Here is a 20,469-nt window from a genome sequence, read left to right as displayed (position 1 = left end):
GGTCAGCGGCCCCCGGTCATCTCGTCCAGCGACAGCGAGCAGCCCCGGCTGGTGCTGCCCGCGACCCGCCCGGCGACGGCGACGCCGTCCTCCGTGGCGATGCCGAGGTCACCGGTCAGCAGGACGTGCGGGCGGTCCAACAGGGACAGGTCGGTGATCTCCACCAGCCCCGGGCCCTGCGCCACGTACTCGCGGGTGCGCGGGTCGCGCACCCTCGGCCCGCCGACCGGCAGCCACGGCTTGGGCCGCTCCCCCAGCGGTCCGACCGGGACGTCCACCGCGTCGTAGTGCTGGTTGGCCAGCTCGGTCATGCCGAAGATGTTGCCGAAGGACTCCACGCCGAACACCCGGCGCGCGGCGGCGCGCAGCTCGTCCACCGACACCACGCGGGAACGGCCCTTGAACCCGCCGCCGTCGTAGAGCCGCGAGCCGGCGGGCAGCTCCCAGCGCCGCCCCTCGGCCTCCAGCCGGTCCAGGACGTTGACGAACGCGAAGGTCGCGCCGACCAGCACCACCGGCAGCCCCTCGGCGACCGCCGCGTCCAGGGTCGTGGCGAGCAGCGGGTAGTCCACCCCGGACGCGCCGACCACAGCCGTGCTCAGCGCCGGGTCGCCGCACTCCTCCTGCAAACGGGCCATGTCGAACGCGATGGCCATGTCGGGCGCGACCTGCTCGGTCGGCGCGAACCGGACGACGACCGGTCGCACCCCGTCCCCGAGCAGCGCCCGGCGGGCACCGGCGCGGACCGCCAACTCCTTGAGCGCCAAGCCCAGCTTGGAGTACCGGACGCTGCCCCGCACCGACCCGGTGGTCCCGCTGGTGCGGAACACCCGCACCGGCGGCTCGTCCGGGAACAGGTGCGGTCCGCCGTCCTTGTAGGCGGTGTCCGGGACGCCCACCCCGGTGCCGACCTGCTTCCAGTACCGCGCCACGTCCGGGGCGTTCGCCACGGCCAGTTCGGTGAGCTGCTCGTGGATCGCGGCGGGGTCGCCGGCCCGGTCCGCGATCAGGGCGGCCATCTGCTCGAACAGCCGGCCCACGTGCGGGTCGTCGTGCGCGACGGTCATCGACTGCCTCCATGCGGTGGTCGAGAACATCCCCGACGTGACACGTCGGGGAGATGTGCTGGCACATCCCCAGTGGGGCGCTACGGCGCCCCTGGTGTCCGTCCCGGCCGGGCAGCGACGTCGGCACGCTAGCAACGGGTGGTCACGACCAACAAGGAACTTCCCCTGAACGCACTACCCCTGGATTTGCGGGCACGCACGGTAGTGGGGGCGTCTCGGTTCGTCACGCAGAGCAAGGCCCTGAGCCGAACGCCGGGTCCGGCGCTGCGACTGCCGCCGGGGACCCCGGCGGCGGGTCCCCGGACGTCCGGTCAGGCCGGCGAGCTCGTGATCACCGCGAACTTGGCGCTGTGCCGGTCGGCCAGCCACGCCAGCCGGCCCACCCCGTCGAGGTCGAGCGCCGGCATCACGACCGTGCCGCCGAGCTCGGCGGTCTTCGCCGCCGCCGCGTCGACGTCGGCGACCTCGAAGTAGGGCAGCCAGTGCGGCGGGTGGCCCTCCGGCACCTCGGCCACGCCCGCGATCTCGCCGGTCTCGCCGGCGGCCGGGGTGAACACGGTGTACTGGCCGCCCGCAACCGGGGTCTCGGCCGAGGTCCAGCCGAACACGTCGCGGTAGAACGCCCGCGCCGCCTCGACGTCCGGGCTCTGCAGCTCGACCCAGCTCAGCGAGCCCAGCTCGCCGACCAGGTCCAGGCCGGCGGTGTCACCGGGCTGCCAGATGGCGAACTCGGCCTCGCCGGGGTCGGTCAGCTGCGCCATCCGGCCGTTGGTGAACACGTCGAACGGGTCCACCCGCACCTTGCCGCCCGCCTCGGCCACGGCCTTCGCGGTGGCGTCGGCGTCGCGGGTCTGGAAGTAGACGGTCCACGCGGAGCGCGCGTCGCCGTCGTCGATCGGGCCGAGCGCGGCGACGGTCGCGCCGCCCTGCCGGAAGAAGCCGTAGCCGCCGGCGTCCGGGCCCAGGGACTGGAACTCCCAGCCGAACACCCCGGTGTAGAACGCGACCGCCCCGTCGGTGTCGGGGCTGCCGAGGTCGATCCAGTTGGGCACACCGGGGGTGTAGTTGGTGGTGAGCACGATTCACCTTCTCTGCGTGAGATTCCGGGCGGCCACCACCGTAGTGCCGCACGGCCCCGCGAACACCCGGCAACCGGCCGCTCCGCACACCCCGGACCCCGCGTCCCGCCGCCGGACCGGCACGACGGGCCGCCGGCCGGCAGGTGGCGGGCCGGGGGTGTGAACGGCGGGTGTGAACAACAGGCTGCGAGCGGGCGACCGACGCGGACGGGTGCGGACGGGTGCGGACGCGCTCGACGGCTCCGCCGACGGCCTGCGACGACGACCCGTGGCGCGACGCGCCGGGCAGGTGCGGGTCCGTGTCACCTCGCTGGTGCGGGAGTGGCGCCGGGTGACATGCGCCTGACCGGTCGATGACATGCCCGGCGCGCACGCTGACCCGGCGATGAACGACGTGGAGGAACGATGAACTACGCCTTCGAGGCGGAGAACCTGGTCAAGCGGTACGGCAAGACCACCGCGCTGGCCGGGATCGACCTGGCCGCCAGGCCCGGCACGGTGCTGGGCGTGCTGGGGCCCAACGGCGCGGGCAAGACCACCGCCGTGCGCATCCTGGCGACGCTGCTGCGCCCCGACGCGGGGCGGGCCACCGTCGGTGGCCTGGACGTGGTGCGCGACGCCGCCCGGGTCCGCCGGATGATCGGCCTCACCGGCCAGTACGCGTCGGTGGACGAGGACCTCACCGGCACCCAGAACCTGGTGCTGATCGGGCAGCTGCTGAACCTGCGCACGGCCGAGGCGAAGGCGCGGGCGGCCGAGCTGCTCGCCGACTTCGACCTGACCGAGGCCGCCGGGCGGCCCGCCAAGACCTACTCCGGCGGGATGCGGCGGCGGCTGGACCTGGCCGCGAGCCTGGTGGGCCGGCCGGACGTGATCTTCCTGGACGAGCCCACCACGGGCCTGGACCCGGCCAAGCGCGACGACATCTGGACCGTGGTGCGCACGCTGGTCGCCGACGGCGCGACCGTGCTGCTCACCACCCAGTACCTGGAGGAGGCCGACGCGCTCGCCGACGAGATCTCGGTCATCGACCACGGCAAGGTGATCGCGCACGGCACGCCCGCGCAGCTCAAGGGCGTGGTCGGCGGTCAGACCGCGCTGGTCCGCCCCGCCGACCCGGACCGGCTGGCCGACGCCGCCGCCGTGCTCGCCTCGGTGTCCGGGCACCAGCCCGAGTCGCCCAGCCGGGGCGTGGTGACGGTGCCGGTGGACGGCGACGCCGCGTTCACCGAGGTGGTCCGGCGGCTGGACGCGCTGGGGATCTCGGTGACCGAGCTGTCGCTGCGGCTGCCGAGCCTGGACGAGGTGTTCTTCACCCTCACCGGGCGCCACACCGAAGAAGAGGAGGCCGTGGCATGACGCTGACGGCGCAACGACAGGCCGTGCCGGTGCGGGTCGCGCAGCGGCCGTTCGGGTTGGCCCGGCACAGCCTCGCGCTGGCCAGGCGCAGCCTGATCAAGACCATGCGCACCCCCGAGCAACTGCTGGACGTCACGCTCCAGCCGGTCATCTTCGTGGTGATGTTCGTGTACCTGCTGGGCGGCGCGGTCGCCGGCTCGACGCACGACTACCTCCAGGTGCTGCTGCCCGCGATCATGGTGCAGACGACGCTGTTCGCCGGCATGGCGACCGGGGTGAACCTGAACACCGACATCGGCAAGGGCGTGTTCGACCGGTTCCGGAGCCTGCCGATCGGGCGGTCCGCGCCGCTGGTCGGCTCGGTGCTGGGCGACCTGATCCGGTACGTGGTGGCGGTGGTGTCGCTGCTGGTGTTCGGCGCGGTGATGGGGTTCCGGGTGGAGACCGGGTTCCTGCCGGCGCTGGCCGCGTGCCTGTTGGTGATCCTGTTCGCGTTCTGCACGAGTTGGGCGTTCGTGCTGGTGGGGATGCTGGTCCGGGAGCCGGGTTCGGTGCAGGGCATCGCGTTCCTGGTGCTGTTCCCGCTGACCTTCGGCACCAGCATGATCGCGCCGGCGAGCACGCTGCCGTCGTGGCTGCGGGCGTGGGTCGAGGTCAACCCGGTCACGCACGTGATGGACGCGGCACGCGGCCTGATGGTCGGCGGCCCGGTGGCCGGCCCGGTGTTCTGGACGCTGCTGTGGTCGGCGGTGTTCGTGGCGGTCTTCGCCCCGCTCGCGGTCGGCGCGTACCGCCGCCGCGCCTGACCGTCCTCGGCCGGCCTCCCCCGGGAGGCCGGCCGAGGAACCCGGTGGTCAGTCCGGGAGCCGGGTGAGCGCCACCGCTTCCGCGCGGCTCAGCGCGCGGCCGGACGCGTAGGCCAGGTCGAAGGCGGCGTCGCCGAGGGAGTCACGAAGCCGTCCGGACAGCCGCACGACGTCCAGGTGCAGCGGGTCGGGCGCGCCGCGCAGCTGTTCGGCCACGCCGAGCAGCTTGGCCGCCGCCGACGGGTCGCCCCCGGCCAGCCGCACCGCCGCCCCGGCGACCGCGATCCGCGCCAGCACGGGCATGTCCTGGGCCACCAGGGCCTGCTCCGCGCCCGCCCGGACCAGGTCGACCGCCGGCTCACCGCGCTCGACCGCCAACTGCGCCTGCGCGACCCGCATGAGCGCCGCGAACTGCGGCACGACCACCGGGGCCTCGGCCAGCAGCGCGGACGCCGTCCCGTACTGCCGGGCGGCCTCGGGCACGTCCCCCGCGCAGCGCGCCAGGTCGCCCAGCAGGATGCGGGCGAACGCCGCGCCGCGCCAGGACCACGGTTCCCGCGACGGCCGGATCAGCGCCCCCGCCTCCTGCTTCGCCCGCTCGACGTCGCCGCGCAGCGCACGCGCCCAGGCCAGTTGCACCCGTTCCTGGCCGGCGTCGTCGTCCGGGTCGAGTTCGCGCAGCAGCCGCACGGACTCCTCCAGCGCCGCTTCCGCGCCCTCCGCGTCGCCGAACGCCAGCCGCGCGTCGGCCACGCCGGTCAGCGACTGGGACAGCCCGAAGCGGTCACCCACCTCGCGGAAGCCCGCGATGGCGACCTCGATGTCCTCGCGCGCGCCCGCCATGTCGCCGGAGTTCTCCCGCGCCGCGCCGCGCACCGCCCACAGCATCGCCCTGGTCCACGGGTCCGGGTGGTCCAGGCGGGCGTCGATGGCCGCGAGGGTCTCCTCGGTCCGGTCGAGGAACGTCCCGATCACCGGTTCCAGCAGCACCAGCACCGGGTGGGAGGGGTCGGCGGCCTCGGCCAGCTCCTGCATCGGCGGCACGAACTCGTCCAGGTGCGCGAAGCCGCCCGAGATCGCGTTGTTGAGCAGCAGGAACGCCGCCACGACCTGGCGGGCGACCGGCTGGGACGGCCCCGGCACGTCCAGTGCGAGCCGGAACCAGCCGACCGAGTCCGCGCGGTTGCCGCGCACGGTCCAGAACAGGCTCATCGCCGCCGCGATCCGCACGGCGGTGTCCGCGTCGCCGCTGTCGGCCGCGAAGTGCAGGGCGGCCAGCACGTTGTCCCGGTCGGCGTCGAGCCGGGCGATCCAGGCCAGCTGGTCCTTGCCGCGCACGTGCGGCTCGGCGCGCTCGGCGAGGTCGCGGTAGTGGGCGGCGTGCGCGGTCCGGGCCGCGCCGATCACGCCGCGCTCGGCGAGCCGTTCGAGGCCGTACTCGCGGATGGTCTCCAGCATCCGGTACCGGCCGCCGTCGACCGGGTGCAGCAGCGACTTGTCGACCAGGGCGGTGAGCAGGTCGAACGCGCCGTCGCCCACCAGCGCCTCGGCCGCCTCCAGGTCGGTGCCGGCGGGGAACACGGCGAGGCGCTCGGCGAAGTCGCGCTCCGCGTCGTCGAGCAGGTCCCAGCTCCACGCCACGACCGCGCGCAGCGTCTGGTGGCGCGGCATGGCGGTCCGGCTGCCGCCGGTCAGCAGGCGGAACCGGTCGTCCAGGCGGGCGGCGAGCTGCTCGGGCGAGAGCGAGCGCAGCCGCGCGGCGGCCAGCTCGATGGCCAGCGGCAGGCCGTCCAGCCGGCGGCACACGTCGGCGAGCACGGGCCCGTTGGCCTCGGTGACCTCGAACCCGGGGCGCACGGCCGAGGCGCGCTCGGCGAGCAGCCGCACGGCGGTGGAGCCGTCCAGCGGCGGCACCGGCACGATCGCCTCGCCGAACACGCCCAGCGGTTCGCGGCTGGTGGCGAGCACCCGCAGCCGGGGGCAGCGACCCAGCAGCTCGTCGGCGAACCGGGCGGCGGCGTCCACCAGGTGCTCGCAGTTGTCCAGCACGATCAGGGCGTCGGTGCGGGCCAGCGCCTCGACCAGCCGCCCCATGGTGTCCACCCGGCCGACCGGCCGCTCCACGGTGCGCTGCTCGCGCTGGCCCAGCGCGCCGAGCACGGCCATCGCCACGTCGGCCTGGTCGGTCACCGGGGCCAGTTCGACCAGCCACGCGGGCCGGGGCAGGCGGCCCGCCGTGGTGGTGGCCAGCCGGGTCTTGCCCGCGCCGCCGGGTCCGACCAGGGTGACCAGCCGGTGCCTGCCCAGCAGCTCGCCGACCCGCTCCACGTCCTCGGCGCGGCCGACGAAGCTGGTCAGCGGCAGCCGCAGGTTGCCGGCGCGCGGCTGGTCGGGCGGTTCGGCGCGCAGGATCTCCCGGTGGGTCTCGCGCAGCTCCGGGCCGGGGTCCGCGCCCAGCTCGTCGGCCAGCCGGCGGCGGACCTCCTCGTAGCCGGCCAGCGCCTCGGCCGGGCGACCGGCCGCGAACAGGGCGCGCAGCAGCAGGGCCTGGAGCCGCTCGCGCAGCGGGTGGCCGGCGGCGAGTTCGGTCAGCTCGGCGACCAGGTGCCGGCCCTCGCCCGCCGCCAGCTCGGCGGCGGCGACGTCCTCGACCGCGGCGAGCCGCGCCTCGTCCAGGCCGGCCACGTGCCCGACCGCGAACGGCAGGCCCGCCACGTCGGCCAGCGCGGGCCCGCGCCACAGCTCCAGGGCCTCGCGGCCGAGCCGCCGGGCGGCCTGGTGGTCGCCGGCGGCCAGCGCGCGGCGGGCCTCGCGGGCCAGCCGGTCGAACCGCAGGGCGTCGACGGCGTCCGGCGGGAGGTCGAGCCGGTAGCCGCCGTGCGCGGAGCGCAGGGAGGTCGGGTCGGGCAGCGCGCGGCGCAGCCGGGACACCAGCGAGCGCACCGCGCCCACCTCGTCGGCGGGCTTGTCGTCGGGCCACAGCGCGTCGGCCAGTTCCTCGACGGTGACCGTGCGGCCCGGGGCGAGCGCCAGCCGGACGAGCAGCGCGCGCACCCGCGACCCGCCGACCTCGACCGGTGTGCCGCCGACGGTGACCGCCAACGGCCCCAACACCCCCACCCGCATGGGGCAACTCTGTCACGGCCGGGTGCGTTGCTCCTTCCGGGTGGTCCGGCGGCGTTCACGATCAGCGGTGACCGAACCATGATGCCCACATGCTGAACACGTGAGAATTTCATGAGGACCTATCGGTACGACGTCGATCCCGCGAACTCCGACCGACTCGGTTCACGGAGTGTGACAACGTCGTCGAAACCATTCCGCATTGACGAAACCTCGCGGAGGCCCACAACTCAGCCCGACCGGAGCACCGCAGCACAGAGCACGTGGGAGCGCTACCACTGCGGACCGTGAAAACAGTCCCAGTCTGGGCCGCCCGAACGCGACTACGAATAAGCGGAGGTTGCGTCCGCATTATTGCGGCCTCCGGGCGAACGTCCGACCATTCTGGCCGTAACGATGTCACCGGTCGGGCTAACGAAGCGTCATACACCGCGATATCCGCGCTGTGGGGACCGATTCCACGCCGGCAGTACGAGTCGGCCCTCATGCCCCCGGACGCAAACCACCCCCACCTGGAGTGCCGGAATGAACAGCCGAGTGGTCGAACTCGAAACCGTCCTGTCGCGGTCCGCACCGGATCGGCGGGAGGCGCGCCACCTGGCGGTCGAGCTCGCGGACACGCTCGACGCCATCACCGCCCGCCGCCACGTCGACCGGCTGTTGCGCTGCGTGGCCGCACTGACCCGGATCGGCTCCGCCGACGCCGGCGAGGAGCTGCTCGACGCGATGCTCGACCTGGTCGACCCGGGCAGCGACGAGGCCGCCAAGGTGCGCGACCAGCGGGCCCTGGTCGCGGTCGCGCGCGGCCGGTCCGACCTGGTCGGCCGGCACATCGCCGGGCCGTGGACCGGCGGCGCCGCCACCATGGCCGCCAAGCACGTCCTCGCCGAGGGCGGCAAGTGGTCCGGCGAACCCGCCGCCGCCCCGCTGGCGGCGGCGATCGGCGTCGGCGTCGCCCGCGCCCACGCGGGGCGGATGCCCACCGCCGTGGGCGAGCACGTCCCGGCCTCGCCGGACCTGCTCGCCGATCTCGGCGACGACCCCGACACCCTCGAGGACGACCTCCGCCGCACCACCGCCACCCTCGGCGCGGACCACCCGCAGACCCTGACCGTGCTGATCAACCTCCGCTCCGCGCGGTTCCAGGTCGCCCGCGACCAGGGCGGCGCCGACCACGTCGCGGAAGCGCTGGCCGACCTGCGCGAAGCCACCGACCGCACAGCCTCCGCGCTGGGCCCGCACCACCCGCAGGCCCTCGTCGCCCGCGCCAACCTGGCCTCCGCCGAGTTCGAGCTGGCCCGCGTCCGGCGCTCCGCCGCGCAGGCCCAGCTCGTGCTGCCCAGCCTGCGCGGCGCGGCCGACCTCGCGGTCGCCAAGCTCGGCCCGGACCACCCGAACGCCCTGGTCGCCCAGTCGAACCTGGCGGCGGCCGAACTGGAGGTCGCCCGCGTCGAGGGCGCCCCGGCCCAGGCCCGGCGGGCGCTGGACACCGTGCGCACGGCGGCGAGCCGGGCGTGCTCCCTCCACGGCACCGCGCACCCGGCGGCCCGGCTGCTCGCCCGCCAGTTGCGCGCGTGCGAGGCGCAGGCGGGCGAGTTCGGCGCGCGGCGCGCGCTGGAGGACGTGCACGTGCCGGTCGAGGAGGCCGCGCGGCTGCTGGCCCGGTCCAAGCCCCCGATCCCGCTGACCCGGGGCGCGGTGCCCCGCCAGCACCCCGCGCGGGCGGTCGCGCCCCACGCGGGCCTGGCCACCGACCCGCAGTGGCCCGAGCACAGCCTGCTCGGGCGGCTGCGCGACCACACCCGGCAGGAGCTGCTGACCGTCGGCACCGTGGTGCGCTACGCCGCCGACCGCGAGCTGATCGAGCAGGACGCGCACGACACGCACGCGTTCCTGCTGCTCGACGGCGTGGTCAAGGTGCAGGTCACCGACGAGGCGGGCGACACCGCCGTGCTGGCCATCCGGGTGGCGGGCGACCTCGTCGGCGAGATGGCCGCGCTGGACCACAAGCCGCGCTCGGCCACCGTGGTGACCTGCGGCGACGTCGTGGCCAAGCTCATCACCAGCGCCGAGCTGATGGCGTTCCTGCACCGCCGCAACGACATGTTCGTCGAGCTGATCAGCGTGATCGACGACCAGCTCCGGTGGGCCAACAAGCGCCGCCGGGACTTCCTGTCGCACACCGCCGCCGAGCGCGTGGCGCGGGTGCTGGCGGAGCTGGTCGGCTCGTACGGGCGCGAGGAGCGCGGCGGGTGGACCCTCGGCATCCCGCTGACCAAGGTGGAACTGGCGTCGATGGCGGGCATGAAGCCGCGCACCGCCGAGAAGGCGTTCAGCGACCTGCGCAAGGCCGGTGTCGTGGTCAGCCACTACCGCCGCGACGTGCTGGTGCCCGACCTCGACCACCTGAGGAGGTTCGCCCGGCTCACGTGATCCGATGCCTCCGGTCACATCGCGGCGGTGCCGTCCGTCGAAGGGGTGACGGCACTGCGATCGGAGGACGACGACCGTGGACGAAAGCACTTTCCTGGCGGACCGCTTCGAGGCCAACCGCGCCCACCTGCGGACCGTGGCCCACCGGATGCTGGGTTCGGTCAGCGAGGCCGAGGACGCCGTCCAGGAGGCGTGGCTGCGGCTGCAGCACTCCGACGCCGGGGAGATCGCCAACCTGGGCGGCTGGCTGACCACCGTCGTCGGCCGGGTGTGCCTGGACATGCTGCGCTCGCGCGCGTCGCGCCGCGAGGACCCGCTCGACGTGCGCCTGCCCGACCCGGTCGTCGCCGCCGCCGACGACCCCGAGCAGGAGGCCGTCGTCGCGGACTCGGTCGGCCTCGCGCTGCTGGTCGTGCTGGAGGCGCTGCAACCGGCCGAGCGGCTGGCGTTCGTGCTGCACGACCTGTTCGGCGTGCCGTTCGACGAGATCGCGCCGATCGTCGGCCGCACCCCCGCCGCCGCGCGCCAGCTCGCCAGCCGGGCGCGGCGGCGGGTGCGCGCCGGGGCGCGGGTGCCCGACGACCTGAGCCGGCAGCGCGAGGTGGTGGACGCGTTCCTCGCCGCGTCGCGGGCCGGCGACTTCGACGCGCTGCTGGCCGTGCTGGACCCGGACGTGGTGCTGCGGGTCGACTTCGGCGCGCTCAAGCCCGACATGGCGTCCGTCGTGCGCGGTGCGCCGGAGGTCGCCGGCCGGGCGCTGATGTTCGCCGAGCTCTCCCAGCACGCCCGGCCCGCGCTGGTCAACGGCGCGCTGGGGCTGGTCACCGCGCCCGGCGGCACGCCCCACTCGGTGATGGCCCTGACCATCGCGGGCGGCCGGATCGTGGCCATGGACATCCTGGCCGACCCGTCCCGCCTCGGGCACCTCAACCTGACCGTGCTGACCGGCTGACCCCTGCGGCCCGGGTCGGGCGGGCACCGGGTCGGGCGGTCCGGTCAGCTCCCGGCGGGCACCAGGTCGGGCAGCGGGGCGAAGGTCAGGCACAGGTGCAGCGGGTGGATGCCCCAGGTGTCCATCGCGTACATGGCGAGCAGGCCGCCGGAGGCGATCGACTCCGGCGTGGCCGGGCCGTTCAGGGAGGCCCTGCCCTCCCACATCGGCACCTCCGCCGGCGGCGTGGGCGCGGTCTGCACCACGGACAGCGCTTGACCGCCGTACTCCTGCACGACCATCAGCACGTACGGCTCCTGCAACCCGCCCTCGTGCCGGCCGGGCTCGACGGCGACGCACTCGCCGCGCCCGGCCGCCGCCGCGCTGACCCGGCCGACCCACTGGAAGGCGTCGACCAGGGTCGTCCGGTCCATCCCCCGGTCGGCCTCCTGGCCGCTGACCCGGGTCAGCCGGGCGACACCCGCCGCGACGCCGCCGTCGTCGGAGCGGTACCGGTTGAGCAGCACGGCGGTGGACGAGTCGGGGTCGAGCGCGACCAGGTCGCGGAACCGGCCCTCGGCGAGCGGCGTGCGGGCCAGCAGGCCCCGCCCGAGGAGGTCGAGCACCTCGGCGGGCTCCTCCATCCGCCAGAACGTGCACTCCGACCCCACCCACAGCGGCAGGTAACCGCCGATCGGGATGCCCGGGACCACCGTGGTGAGCGTCGACCCGACCGCCGGCCCGGGTGCGGCCGGTGCCGGCGGTGCGGGCGGTGCGGGTGCGGGCGATGCGGGCTCGGGTTCGGGTGGTGCGGCCGGTGCGGCGGATGCGGAGGGCTGCGGCTCGGCCGGTTGCTGCGCGGGCGGCGGCACGGGGTGCGGCGCGGCGGGGTGCGGCGCGGGCGGGGCCTGCCGGGGTGCGGGGCGCCGCGGGCCGGGGAACGGCGGCAGGGCGGCGAACCTCGGGTCGACGGCACCGGTCCGGATCACGTGGTGCGCCCACGCCCGGACCCGGGTCAGCGGGTGGTCGGCGAACTCCTGGTCGAACCTCGGGTCGTCGCCCGCGTGGAACGGCAGCCGGCCCCTCACCTCCGGCGCGTACGGGTGCGGCAGCACCCACCGGTCGAAGCCGACCCGGGCCGCCAGCACGGCCTCCCGCACGCCGGTCGTCCCCCGCTCGGCCGCCTGCACCATCAGCACCGCGCTGGAACCGGCGCGCGGCACCGTGAACGAAGCGACGAACACCTGCCCGCTCGGCTGGTCCGGGATGGGCAGCTTGAGCACCTGGAACAGCGCCGGCACGCCGCCGAGCAGGACCGCGTGCGCCTCGATCAGGCAGCCGGACTCGGCGTAGACCACCGCCAGGGCGTGCCGCAGCCCCGCCAGGTCCTCCAACGGCGCGGGCAGGTCCGGAACCAGGTCGAAGTACTGGAGACTCACCCGGTCGCCGGTGGCGGGGTTCACCCAGGTGGCGGAGTCCTGCGGGTGGAGACCGGTTGTGTCGAAAGCGATAGGCACACCGCCAACCCTATTGGTGGTCAGCCGACCGCGCGGGCGGTGACCCGCATCCGCAGCCGGCGCGGGCGAATCACAGCGGACACGGCAGGCCGCACGACCGGCCCGGCCGACTCGTGGGCGAACCGCCACCGCGCCGCGATCGACGCGAGCGCCAACGTGCCCTCCACGAGCGCGAAGCGGTCCCCGATGCACTTGCGCGCCCCGTGCGCGAACGGCACGAACGCGGTGCGCGGCGGCGGCGTCCCCCGCGCCGGGTCCCAGCGGTCGGGGTCGAACCGCTCCGGCTCGGGGTGGAGGTCGGACCGGTGGTGCACCAGGTGCGGGCAGACCGCGACCACCGTGCCGGCGGGCAGGTGGTACCCGCCCAGCTCGGTGTCCTCGGTCACCTTGCGGGTCAGCAGCCAGACCGGCGCGTAGAGCCGCAGCGCCTCGGTGAGGACCCGCCCGGTCAGCGGCAGCGCGGGCAGGTCCGCGAACTCGGCGACGCGCCCGCCCAAAGCGGCGTCGACCTCGGCGTGCAGCCGGCGTTCGACGTCCGGGTGGGTGGCGAGCAGGTGCAACGCCCACGCGAGCGCGGTCGCGGTGGTCTCGCTGCCCGCCAGGTGGAAGGTCATCACCTGGTTCACGACCTCCTCGTCGGACAGCGTGCGGTCGGTGCCGATGGACTCGCTGTCGTAGGCGTCGAGCAGCGCCGACAGCAGGTCGCCCCGGTCCGCCGGGTCCGCCCGCCGTGCGGCGACGACCTTGCCCACCGCCCGGTGGATCCGCTCGTTCGCGCGCATGTAGCGCCGGTTCACCGGGAGCGGCAGCCGCAGCACGGAGTCCGGCATGACGACCCGGAAGATGAAGCCGGTGGTGAGCACGTCGGCGTCGAGCTGGGACCGGTGCAGCTCGGCGGGTGTCAGGGCGTCGGAGAACATGGTCGCGGTGAGGATCCGGGTGGTGAGCACGGTCATCTGCGCCGGGACGTCGAGCACCTCGCCGTCGCGCCAGCCGCCGACCGCCTCGGCCACGCACGCCGACATGGTCCGCCCGTAGCCGGGCAGCCGGTCGGGGTGGAAGGCGGGCTGGAGCAGCCGCCGCTGTCGGCGGTGCTCGGCGTGCGGGCAGAACGCGACGTTGTTGCCGACCATCTCGCGGGCGCGGTCGCTGAACGGGCCGCCCTTGTCGTAGGTCCGGTCGTCCACGAAGACCCGCTGCGCGAGGTCGGGATCGCACACCACCACGGCCTTGACCGGTCCGAAGGAGATGCGCACCAGGTCGCCCTGGCCGATCAGCGAGGTGAGGAAGTCGACCGGGCCGCGCAGCACGGCCGGCGAGTGACCGAGGAACGGCACGGCTCCCCGGGCGACGGGGATCGACGACGCGGCGGCACGGCTCACGGGTCCTCCTCGGCAGCTCCGGGACGGCCCGGCGTGACCGGCCCCGGGACACCACGGTGACACCGGCGCGCCGGCGTGGCGACACCCGTTCGGGTGCGGCAGAGGCCCTGTCACCCGAACGCCGGACCTGTGGGCACCGGCACCCCCGATCGACGGGAAACGGCCGGTAGAATCGGTTCAGTTCACGACATCCGGTCACGGTCACCGCAGACACGCGACACGTCCACGGGAGCACGATGACCGTCACCCAGGTCCGTCCCACCGCGCCCGCCACCGGAAGCGGGCTGCCCGCGATGACCGCCCTCGCACTGGGCGGGTTCGCCATCGGCACCACCGAGTTCGCCACGATGGGCCTGCTGCCACAGGTGGCCGACACGTTCGACATCTCCATCCCGACCGCCGGGCACGCGATCAGCCTCTACGCGCTGGGGGTGGTGGTCGGCGCACCGCTGATCGCGTGCCTGGGAGCGCGCCTGCCGCGCAAGGGCCTGCTGATCGCGCTGACCGTCGCGCTCGCGGCGGGCAACGCGCTCTCCGCCCTCGCCCCGAACGCGGGCCTGCTGCTGGCGGCCCGGTTCGTCGCGGGCCTGCCGCACGGCGCGTACTTCGGCATCGCCGCCGTGGTGGCCACCACCCTGGTGTCGCCGGAACGGCGCGGCACCGCCGTGGCCAGGGTGATGGTCGGGTTGACCCTGGCGAACCTGGTCGGCGTGCCGGTGGCGACGGCGGCCGGGCACGGGATCGGGTGGCGCGCGGCGTACGTGGCGGTGGCCGTGGTCGCGGGCGTCACGACGGTGGCGCTGGCCCGGTGGCTGCCCGTGGTGCCGGCCGCGCGGAACGCGGGCGTGGGCGCGGAGCTGCGCGCGTTCCGCCGCCCCCGCGTGTGGTTCGCGCTGGTCACGGGCATGGTCGGGTTCGGCGGGATGTTCGCCGTCTACTCCTACGTCGCGCCGCTGGCGACGGAGGTCACCGGGCTGCCCGGCGGCGCGGTGCCGTGGGTGCTGGCCGTGTTCGGCCTGGGCATGACGGCCGGGGCGGCGGTGGGCGGCCGGTTCGTGGACCGGTCGGTGACGGGCACGGTGTTCGGCGCGCTGGCCTCGGTCACGGTGGTGCTCGCCCTGCTCGGCTGGACGGCCGGGAACGCGGTGGCGGTGTTCGGCCTGCTGTTCCTGCTGGGGTTCGGGTCGCAGGTGCTGGCCTCGGCGTTGCAGGTGCGGCTGATGGACGCCTCGCCGGACGCGCCGTCGCTGGCCTCCTCGTCCAACCACTCCGCGCTCAACATCGCCAACGGCGCGGGCGCGTGGCTGGGCGGCCTGGCGATCGCCGCCGGGTGGGGTTACGCCTCCACCGCGTGGGTCGGGGTCGCGCTGAGCCTGGCCGGGCTGGCGGTGGCCGGTGCGTCCGTGCTGGTCGAGCGCCGTCAGAGCGGGCCGGCGCGAGGCCGTGGAAAAAATCTTGGCTGACCGGGAACAGGAAAGTTGAGTCGCTCGTTGTCAACTACGAGCGGCCCACCACGCCGCCACCACTGACCGATTGGTGTGGAAGGAACCTGTGACGATGTTGATGCGCACCGACCCGTTCCGCGAGCTCGACCGGCTCACCCAGCAGTTCTTCGGTGCCAACGGGACCACGACCCGTCCCGCCGCGATGCCGATGGACGCCTACCGCGACGGTGAGGAGTTCGTGGTCCAGTTCGACCTGCCCGGGGTCCGGGCCGAGTCGATCGACCTCGACGTCGAGCGCAACGTGCTGACCGTGCGCGCCGAGCGCGCCAGCACCGGCGAGCGCGAGTACCAAGTGGCCGAGCGACCGCGCGGGCTGTTCAGCCGGCAGCTGTTCCTCGGCGAGGCCCTGGACGCGGAGAAGATCCGGGCCAACTACGAGACCGGCGTGCTGACCCTGCGCATCCCGGTCGCCGAGCGCGCCAAGCCGCGCAAGATCGCCGTCACCGCCGACAGCTCGGAGCAGGCGGTCGGGACGGTCGGCGGCGACGCGAGGCAGATCGACGCCTGACCCGCGCAGTTCGACCCGTACCGGCGGTCCCGGAGGGCGCTCGCCCTCCGGGACCGCGCGCATCCCCGGCCGAACACTCCCCCCTCCTGCCGGACCGGCTCCCGGAACGCGTGGTGACGTCAGTCGGGTGACCGGCGCCCCACCTCTCCCACCTGGACGACGTCCTGCGCGTTGCCCGCCATCACGTTCACCGTGACCGGAGCGGGCACGGCCCCGAGCGCGCGGCACGCCACGACGAGGCCCGGCGCCTGCTCGCCACCTCGGCGGCGGGCGGCTGACGAGTTTGCCAAGCTGGGCGGGTGACGATCATTGCGGCGTTGGAGGCGTTGGCGGCCGGGGAGCCGGAGCGGGCGCGGACGGTGGCGGGCGGGGTCGACTCGTTGCTGGGGCGTGCCCTGGCCGAGTACCTGGGCAGCGGCGCGGACGGCACGGTCTACGACCGGCCCGAGGCGTTCCGGGCGTTCATCGACGGCGGCGGGAACGTCGGGCTGTACGACGCCGTCACCCGGGCGTTGACCGCCGTCTACGACCGGGTGCGGCCCGGCAGCCTGCTGGACGTCGGGTGCGGTGACGGGCGCGCGCTGGTGCCCGCACTGGCCGGGCACCGACCCCGGCTCACGCTGGTCGAGCCGTCGTCCGCGCTGCTGGGCACGGCTCTCGGGCGGCTGCCCGCCGGGCTCGACGTGGACGTGCGCGACGCGGAGGTCCAGGAGGTGGTGGGCGACCTCGACCGGTACGACGTGGCCCAGTCGACGTTCGCCCTGCACGCCCTGCCGCACGTCGTGCGCGACGGGGTGCTGGCCGCGCTCGCGCCGCGCGTCGGGACGCTCGCCGTGGTCGAGTTCGACGTGCCGGACCTGTCGCCCGCGCAGCGGCTCGCGTTCCTGGCCGAGACCTACGAGCGCGGGCTCGCCGAGTACGACGGGGACCGGGACCTCGTCGCGCGGGGCTTCCTGATGCCGGTGCTGACCGGGCAGTTGCTGCCGGGCGCGGTGCGCTCCACCTGGGAGCAGCCCGCCGCCGCGTGGGCCGCGCAGGCGACCCGGGCCGGGTTCTCCGACGTCCGCGTGACGCCGCTGTTCGACTACTGGTCCTCGCCCGCCTTCCTGCTCACCGCCTCCGGCGCGGCACCGGGTGCGCGATCTTCCGGCCGGACGGCCGTGCGGTAGGTCATCCTGTCCCCATGCGGAGGTCCGGCTTACCGGGGTGGGTGTGGCTCGTCGCGTCGGTGGGGGCGCTGGTCGGCGGGGTGGTGTGGTTCCTCGGCTCGCGGTCGCTGCCCGAGGCGGACAACCTGGCGAGCGTCGGCGGGCTGGTGCTGGGCGTCGCGGTCGGCGTGCCGGGACTGGTCGTGTCGGTCGCGGCACTGCGGGTGGCGCGCGGCCAGGCCCGGCAGCCCGCCCCCGACCGGCTGCTGGACGAGCTGGCCGCCGCGCTCGACGCGGAGCTGCGGCGGGAGCGGGGCGTCCGCGACCTGAACGACCTGCTCCCGGTCCGGTGGTCGGTCGCGCCGGCGGACCTGGCGGACCGCGCCGAACGGGTGTTCGCGGGCGCGTCCCCGGACGTGGCGGCGGGGTCGGTGGACGACGTGGTGGCCACGTTCGGGCGGCTGCCCCGGCGGCGGCTGGTGGTGCTCGGCGACCCCGGCGCGGGCAAGTCCGTGGTGGCGCTGGAGCTCGCGCTCGGCCTGCTCGCGGCCCGCGCGCCCGGCGGGCCGGTGCCGGTCGTCCTGCCCGTCGCCGGCTGGGACCCGGCGGCCGACGAGCCGGCCGCCTGGATCGCGCGGCGGATCGCCGACGCCTACCCGGCGCTGGGCGCGACCCGGGGCGGCACGACCCTGGCCGAGACGCTCGTCCGGACCCACCGGGTCGTGCCCGTGCTGGACGGCCTGGACGAGATGGCCGCGCCGTCGCGCGCCGCCGCCGTGCGCGCCGTCAACCGCTGGGTGCCCCGGGACGAGCCGGTGGTGCTGACCTGCCGCACCGCCGCCTACCGCGACCTGCTCGCCGCACCGGGCGACCCGCCCGGCGAACCGCTCGCCGGCGCGGCCGTCGTAGTGCTGGAGCCGCTGGGCGTCGAGGAGGCCGTCACCTACCTGCGCGACGCCACCCCGCCACGCCTCGCCGCCCGGTGGGACCCGGTCGCCGCGCACCTCGCCGGAGCACCGGACGGGCCGCTGGCCTCCGCGCTGTCCACGCCGCTGATGGCCGCCCTCGCCCGCACCACCTACAGCCGCGCCGACGCCGACCCGGCCGAGCTGCTCGGCGCGCACCTCGACGGCCGGGCCGCCGTCGAGGACCACCTGCTGGCGCGGTTCGTCCCCGCGCTCTACCCCGGCGACCGGCGCGCGCTGCGGTGGCTGCGCTTCCTGGCCTGGCAGCTCGACCGGCGCGGCACGCAGGACATCGCGTGGTGGGAGCTGCCGCGCCTGGTGCCGCGCACGGCCTTCGTCGCCGTCGTGGGGTTGCTGTTCCTGCTGGTGGGCCTGCTCGACGGCCTGGTCGTCGCCGACCCGGTGCGTCCGCTCACCGCCCTGGCCGCCGGGCTCGCGGTCGGGGTCGGCGCGGTGCTCGCGGACCGGCACGCGAGCCTGCCGGTGCGCACGGTGCTGCGCCCGCCGACCACGCTCGACCAGTTCACCACCGCGTTCCGGGCCGCCCTCACCGGCCTGTCCGCCAGTGTCGCCGTGGGGCTCGGGTTCGGCGTCGCGTACGGGTACGTGACGCAGGTCGTGTTCGACGACACGGACCACCTGCGGATCGGGCTCGAAACCGGCCTGGCGGTCACCACGGCGCTGTCCGTGCCGCTGACGCTGGTGATGCTGATGACCGCGCCGGTCGACATCGCCCGCGCGACCACACCCCGTGCCACGCTGCGCGCCGACCGCACCCGCGCGCTCGTCGTGGCGGCGACCGCGCTGCTCACGACCTTCCCGCTGCTGTGGTTGCAGAGCACGTCGTGGATCAGCGTGTTCATCGGGCCGGCGGTCGCGGTCGTGCTGTGGGTGACCTCCGCGTGGGGCGCGCTCGGCGTGCTGCGGGTGCTGTCCCCGCTGCGCCCACCCAGCCGGTTGCCGGTGCGGCTGGTGGAGTTCCTGGCCGAGGCGCACCGGCGCGGCGTGCTGCGCCAGGCCGGGGCGACCTACCAGTTCCGGCACCTGCGGCTCCAGGAGCACCTGGCCCGCACCCACCCGTACCGGCGCGACCACGTCGGGGTTCCGCAGGAGCGCGGCGACGGGATGCGCGTGGTCTACGGGGCCGCGCTGCTCACCGGGCTGGTCGCGGTCGGTTACCTCTACTTCGTCGCGTTCGACCGGTTCTCCGAGACGCTGCTGCTCCGGGTGATCCCGCTCTGGCTGTTCCCCCTGGTGTTCGGTTCCTACGGCCTGGTCGGCGAGTGGCTCGCCCGCCGCGCCGGCGGCGAGCCGCTCACCCGGACCGCCGCCCAGGCCGTGCGCCGGTACGGCAAGTGGGTGTGGCCGGTGGTCCTCCCGTTCCGGGTCCTGCCGTGGCGCAGCCGGGTACTCGTGGTGACCGCCGGCACCGCCTTCTGGGCCGCGCTGGTCCAGTGGTTCGTGGTCGCGGTCTTCCCGAGCCTGTGAACCGGCCCGGCCGAATACGCTGCGTTCCGCGAAAATCGGGGAGTTGCCCGATTCGGGTCGGGTCCGCGCACCAACCGGACCAGCGCCCTGTTCGGCCCACCGGCTTACCCATTCGGGCGACTGTACACGGTCAAATAGCCGATGCTAGCGTCGACCACGGTCACGACCAGGAATAAACGTTCGAGAGCAATTCGGTGCATTCGCATTCGCCGGCAATCGTGTTGCGCATCCGCGCGGACGAAGAAGGAGAACACCCGCCCATGACCACTGTCGCTCCCGGTGTGCTGCGCACCGACTACCAGCGGTCCGTCGCGGCGTACTGGAACGCCGAACGAGACCCGGTGAACATCCGGCTCGGCGAGGTCGACGGGATCTACCACCACCACTACGGGATCGGTCCCTACGACGAGTCCGTGCTGGCAGGGCCCGAGGAGACCCGTGACGCACGGGTCATCGCCGAGCTGCACCGGCTGGAGACCGCGCAGGCCGACTTCCTCATCGACCGGTTCGCGGGCGTCGGCCCGGACGACCGGCTGCTGGACGGGGGATCGGGTCGCGGCGGCACCAGCATCATGACCAACCGGCGCTACGGCTGCCGGGTGGACGGGGTGTCGATCTCGGAGAAGCAGGTCGAATTCGCCAACAACCAGGCGGTCCGCTGGGGGGTCGAGGACAAGGTCCGGTTCCACTTCCGGAACATGCTCGACACCGGCTTCGAGACCGGCGCTTTCCGGGGCGTGTGGACCAATGAGACGACGATGTACGTCGACCTGTTCGACCTGTTCGGCGAATTCTCCCGACTGGTCGCGCCGGGCGGGCGGTACGTCTGCATCACGGGGTGCTACAACGACCTGACCGGCGGGCGCTCCAAAGCCGTCAGCCAGATCGACGAGCGCTACACGTGCAGCGTCCACCCGCGCAGCGCGTACTTCAAGGCGCTGGCGGCGAACAACCTGGTGCCGATCGAGGTGGTCGACCTGACCCCGCACACCATCCCGTACTGGGAGCTGCGGGAGCGGTCGTCGGTGGCGACGGGCGTGGAGTCGTCGTTCCTGACCGCGTACCGGGAGGGCAGCTTCCACTACCTGATGATCGTCGCGGACCGGGTCCCCGGCCGGAGGTGAGCCCGCCGGGTGGCCGTGGCCCCGTGGGGTCCCG

The 20,469-nt window shown here is 74.8% G+C and carries 15 protein-coding genes; 9 read left to right on the top strand and 6 right to left on the bottom strand.

The features are described 5' to 3' along the window. Positions 1-2: 2 nt before the first annotated feature. Both AB0I60_RS21895 and AB0I60_RS21890 read right to left on the bottom strand, forming a co-directional pair. Positions 3-1,067: an acyl-CoA reductase gene (locus tag AB0I60_RS21895; protein ID WP_360732427.1), complete on the bottom strand. Its 1,065-nt coding sequence runs from the start codon at positions 1,065-1,067 to the stop codon at positions 3-5. 311 nt (positions 1,068-1,378) lie between these two features. Beyond that, on the bottom strand, positions 1,379-2,146 hold the full coding sequence (locus AB0I60_RS21890; protein ID WP_360732426.1) for a VOC family protein: 768 nt from the start codon (positions 2,144-2,146) through the stop codon (positions 1,379-1,381). A gap of 405 nt (positions 2,147-2,551) precedes the next feature. Here AB0I60_RS21890 and AB0I60_RS21885 point away from each other — a divergent pair, with 405 nt between their 5' ends. Continuing rightward, positions 2,552-3,505: an ATP-binding cassette domain-containing protein gene (locus AB0I60_RS21885; RefSeq protein ID WP_360732424.1), complete on the top strand. Its 954-nt coding sequence runs from the start codon at positions 2,552-2,554 to the stop codon at positions 3,503-3,505. Beyond that, positions 3,502-4,311 (top strand): ABC transporter permease, encoded by an 810-nt coding sequence (locus AB0I60_RS21880; protein ID WP_360732422.1) that lies wholly within the window; start codon positions 3,502-3,504, stop codon positions 4,309-4,311. Before AB0I60_RS21885 ends, AB0I60_RS21880 begins: the two co-directional genes overlap by 4 nt. Before the next feature lie 48 nt (positions 4,312-4,359). Here the strand turns inward: AB0I60_RS21880 and AB0I60_RS21875 are convergent, their stop codons facing one another. Beyond that, on the bottom strand, positions 4,360-7,437 hold the full coding sequence (locus AB0I60_RS21875) for a BTAD domain-containing putative transcriptional regulator (protein WP_360732420.1): 3,078 nt from the start codon (positions 7,435-7,437) through the stop codon (positions 4,360-4,362). Positions 7,438-7,959: 522 nt separating this feature from the next. Between AB0I60_RS21875 and AB0I60_RS21870 the strand changes: the two genes are divergently transcribed. Both AB0I60_RS21870 and sigJ read left to right on the top strand, forming a co-directional pair. Then, positions 7,960-9,867 carry a Crp/Fnr family transcriptional regulator gene (locus tag AB0I60_RS21870; protein ID WP_360732418.1) on the top strand — a complete coding sequence of 636 codons (1,908 nt, stop codon included), beginning with the start codon at positions 7,960-7,962 and terminating at the stop codon, positions 9,865-9,867. A gap of 76 nt (positions 9,868-9,943) precedes the next feature. Next, on the top strand, positions 9,944-10,819 hold the full coding sequence (gene sigJ, locus AB0I60_RS21865) for an RNA polymerase sigma factor SigJ (RefSeq protein ID WP_360732416.1): 876 nt from the start codon (positions 9,944-9,946) through the stop codon (positions 10,817-10,819). A gap of 44 nt (positions 10,820-10,863) precedes the next feature. Here the strand turns inward: sigJ and AB0I60_RS21860 are convergent, their stop codons facing one another. Both AB0I60_RS21860 and AB0I60_RS21855 read right to left on the bottom strand, forming a co-directional pair. Then, positions 10,864-12,315 (bottom strand): hypothetical protein, encoded by a 1,452-nt coding sequence (locus AB0I60_RS21860; protein ID WP_360732415.1) that lies wholly within the window; start codon positions 12,313-12,315, stop codon positions 10,864-10,866. A 20-nt stretch (positions 12,316-12,335) separates the two neighbouring features. Then, positions 12,336-13,697, bottom strand: coding sequence for a cytochrome P450 (locus AB0I60_RS21855; RefSeq protein ID WP_360732414.1), 1,362 nt, complete (start codon positions 13,695-13,697; stop codon positions 12,336-12,338). A gap of 236 nt (positions 13,698-13,933) precedes the next feature. Between AB0I60_RS21855 and AB0I60_RS21850 the strand changes: the two genes are divergently transcribed. Both AB0I60_RS21850 and AB0I60_RS21845 read left to right on the top strand, forming a co-directional pair. Then, positions 13,934-15,160, top strand: a complete 1,227-nt coding sequence (locus AB0I60_RS21850; protein ID WP_360732412.1) for an MFS transporter — start codon at positions 13,934-13,936, stop codon at positions 15,158-15,160. A 94-nt stretch (positions 15,161-15,254) separates the two neighbouring features. Further along, a complete protein-coding gene (locus AB0I60_RS21845) occupies positions 15,255-15,710 on the top strand; it encodes an Hsp20/alpha crystallin family protein (protein ID WP_360732410.1) in 456 nt (151 codons plus the stop codon). A gap of 119 nt (positions 15,711-15,829) precedes the next feature. On the opposite strand, the gene AB0I60_RS21840 is transcribed toward AB0I60_RS21845, so the two are convergent. After that, complete coding sequence (locus tag AB0I60_RS21840; protein WP_360732408.1) at positions 15,830-16,000, bottom strand: hypothetical protein; 171 nt, start codon at positions 15,998-16,000, stop codon at positions 15,830-15,832. 9 nt (positions 16,001-16,009) lie between these two features. On the opposite strand from AB0I60_RS21840, the gene AB0I60_RS21835 reads away from it, so the two are divergent. From AB0I60_RS21835 to AB0I60_RS21825, 3 genes are all read left to right on the top strand, one after another. Further along, on the top strand, positions 16,010-16,879 hold the full coding sequence (locus tag AB0I60_RS21835) for a class I SAM-dependent methyltransferase (protein WP_360732406.1): 870 nt from the start codon (positions 16,010-16,012) through the stop codon (positions 16,877-16,879). A 14-nt stretch (positions 16,880-16,893) separates the two neighbouring features. Beyond that, positions 16,894-19,311: an NACHT domain-containing protein gene (locus AB0I60_RS21830; RefSeq protein ID WP_360732404.1), complete on the top strand. Its 2,418-nt coding sequence runs from the start codon at positions 16,894-16,896 to the stop codon at positions 19,309-19,311. Positions 19,312-19,571: 260 nt separating this feature from the next. Beyond that, entirely contained in the window at positions 19,572-20,435 is an 864-nt protein-coding gene (locus AB0I60_RS21825; protein ID WP_360732402.1) for a geranyl diphosphate 2-C-methyltransferase, read from the top strand. The last annotated feature ends 34 nt before the right edge of the window (positions 20,436-20,469 follow it).

The organism is Actinosynnema sp. NPDC050436 (assembly GCF_040655415.1).
Taxonomy (GTDB): domain Bacteria; phylum Actinomycetota; class Actinomycetes; order Mycobacteriales; family Pseudonocardiaceae; genus Actinosynnema.
The sequence above is the reverse complement of the archived record's forward strand: the minus strand, read 5'-3'. Positions and strand labels throughout refer to the sequence as shown.

Coding starts and splice junctions, on each gene's coding strand:
- AB0I60_RS21895 (WP_360732427.1), bottom strand. CDS start 1,067: ATGACCGTCGCGCACGACGACCCGCACGTGGGCCGGCTGTTCGAGCAG.
- AB0I60_RS21885 (WP_360732424.1), top strand. CDS start 2,552: ATGAACTACGCCTTCGAGGCGGAGAACCTGGTCAAGCGGTACGGCAAG.
- AB0I60_RS21880 (WP_360732422.1), top strand. CDS start 3,502: ATGACGCTGACGGCGCAACGACAGGCCGTGCCGGTGCGGGTCGCGCAG.
- AB0I60_RS21875 (WP_360732420.1), bottom strand. CDS start 7,437: ATGCGGGTGGGGGTGTTGGGGCCGTTGGCGGTCACCGTCGGCGGCACA.
- AB0I60_RS21870 (WP_360732418.1), top strand. CDS start 7,960: ATGAACAGCCGAGTGGTCGAACTCGAAACCGTCCTGTCGCGGTCCGCA.
- AB0I60_RS21850 (WP_360732412.1), top strand. CDS start 13,934: ATGACCGTCACCCAGGTCCGTCCCACCGCGCCCGCCACCGGAAGCGGG.
- AB0I60_RS21845 (WP_360732410.1), top strand. CDS start 15,255: ATGTTGATGCGCACCGACCCGTTCCGCGAGCTCGACCGGCTCACCCAG.
- AB0I60_RS21830 (WP_360732404.1), top strand. CDS start 16,894: ATGCGGAGGTCCGGCTTACCGGGGTGGGTGTGGCTCGTCGCGTCGGTG.
- AB0I60_RS21825 (WP_360732402.1), top strand. CDS start 19,572: ATGACCACTGTCGCTCCCGGTGTGCTGCGCACCGACTACCAGCGGTCC.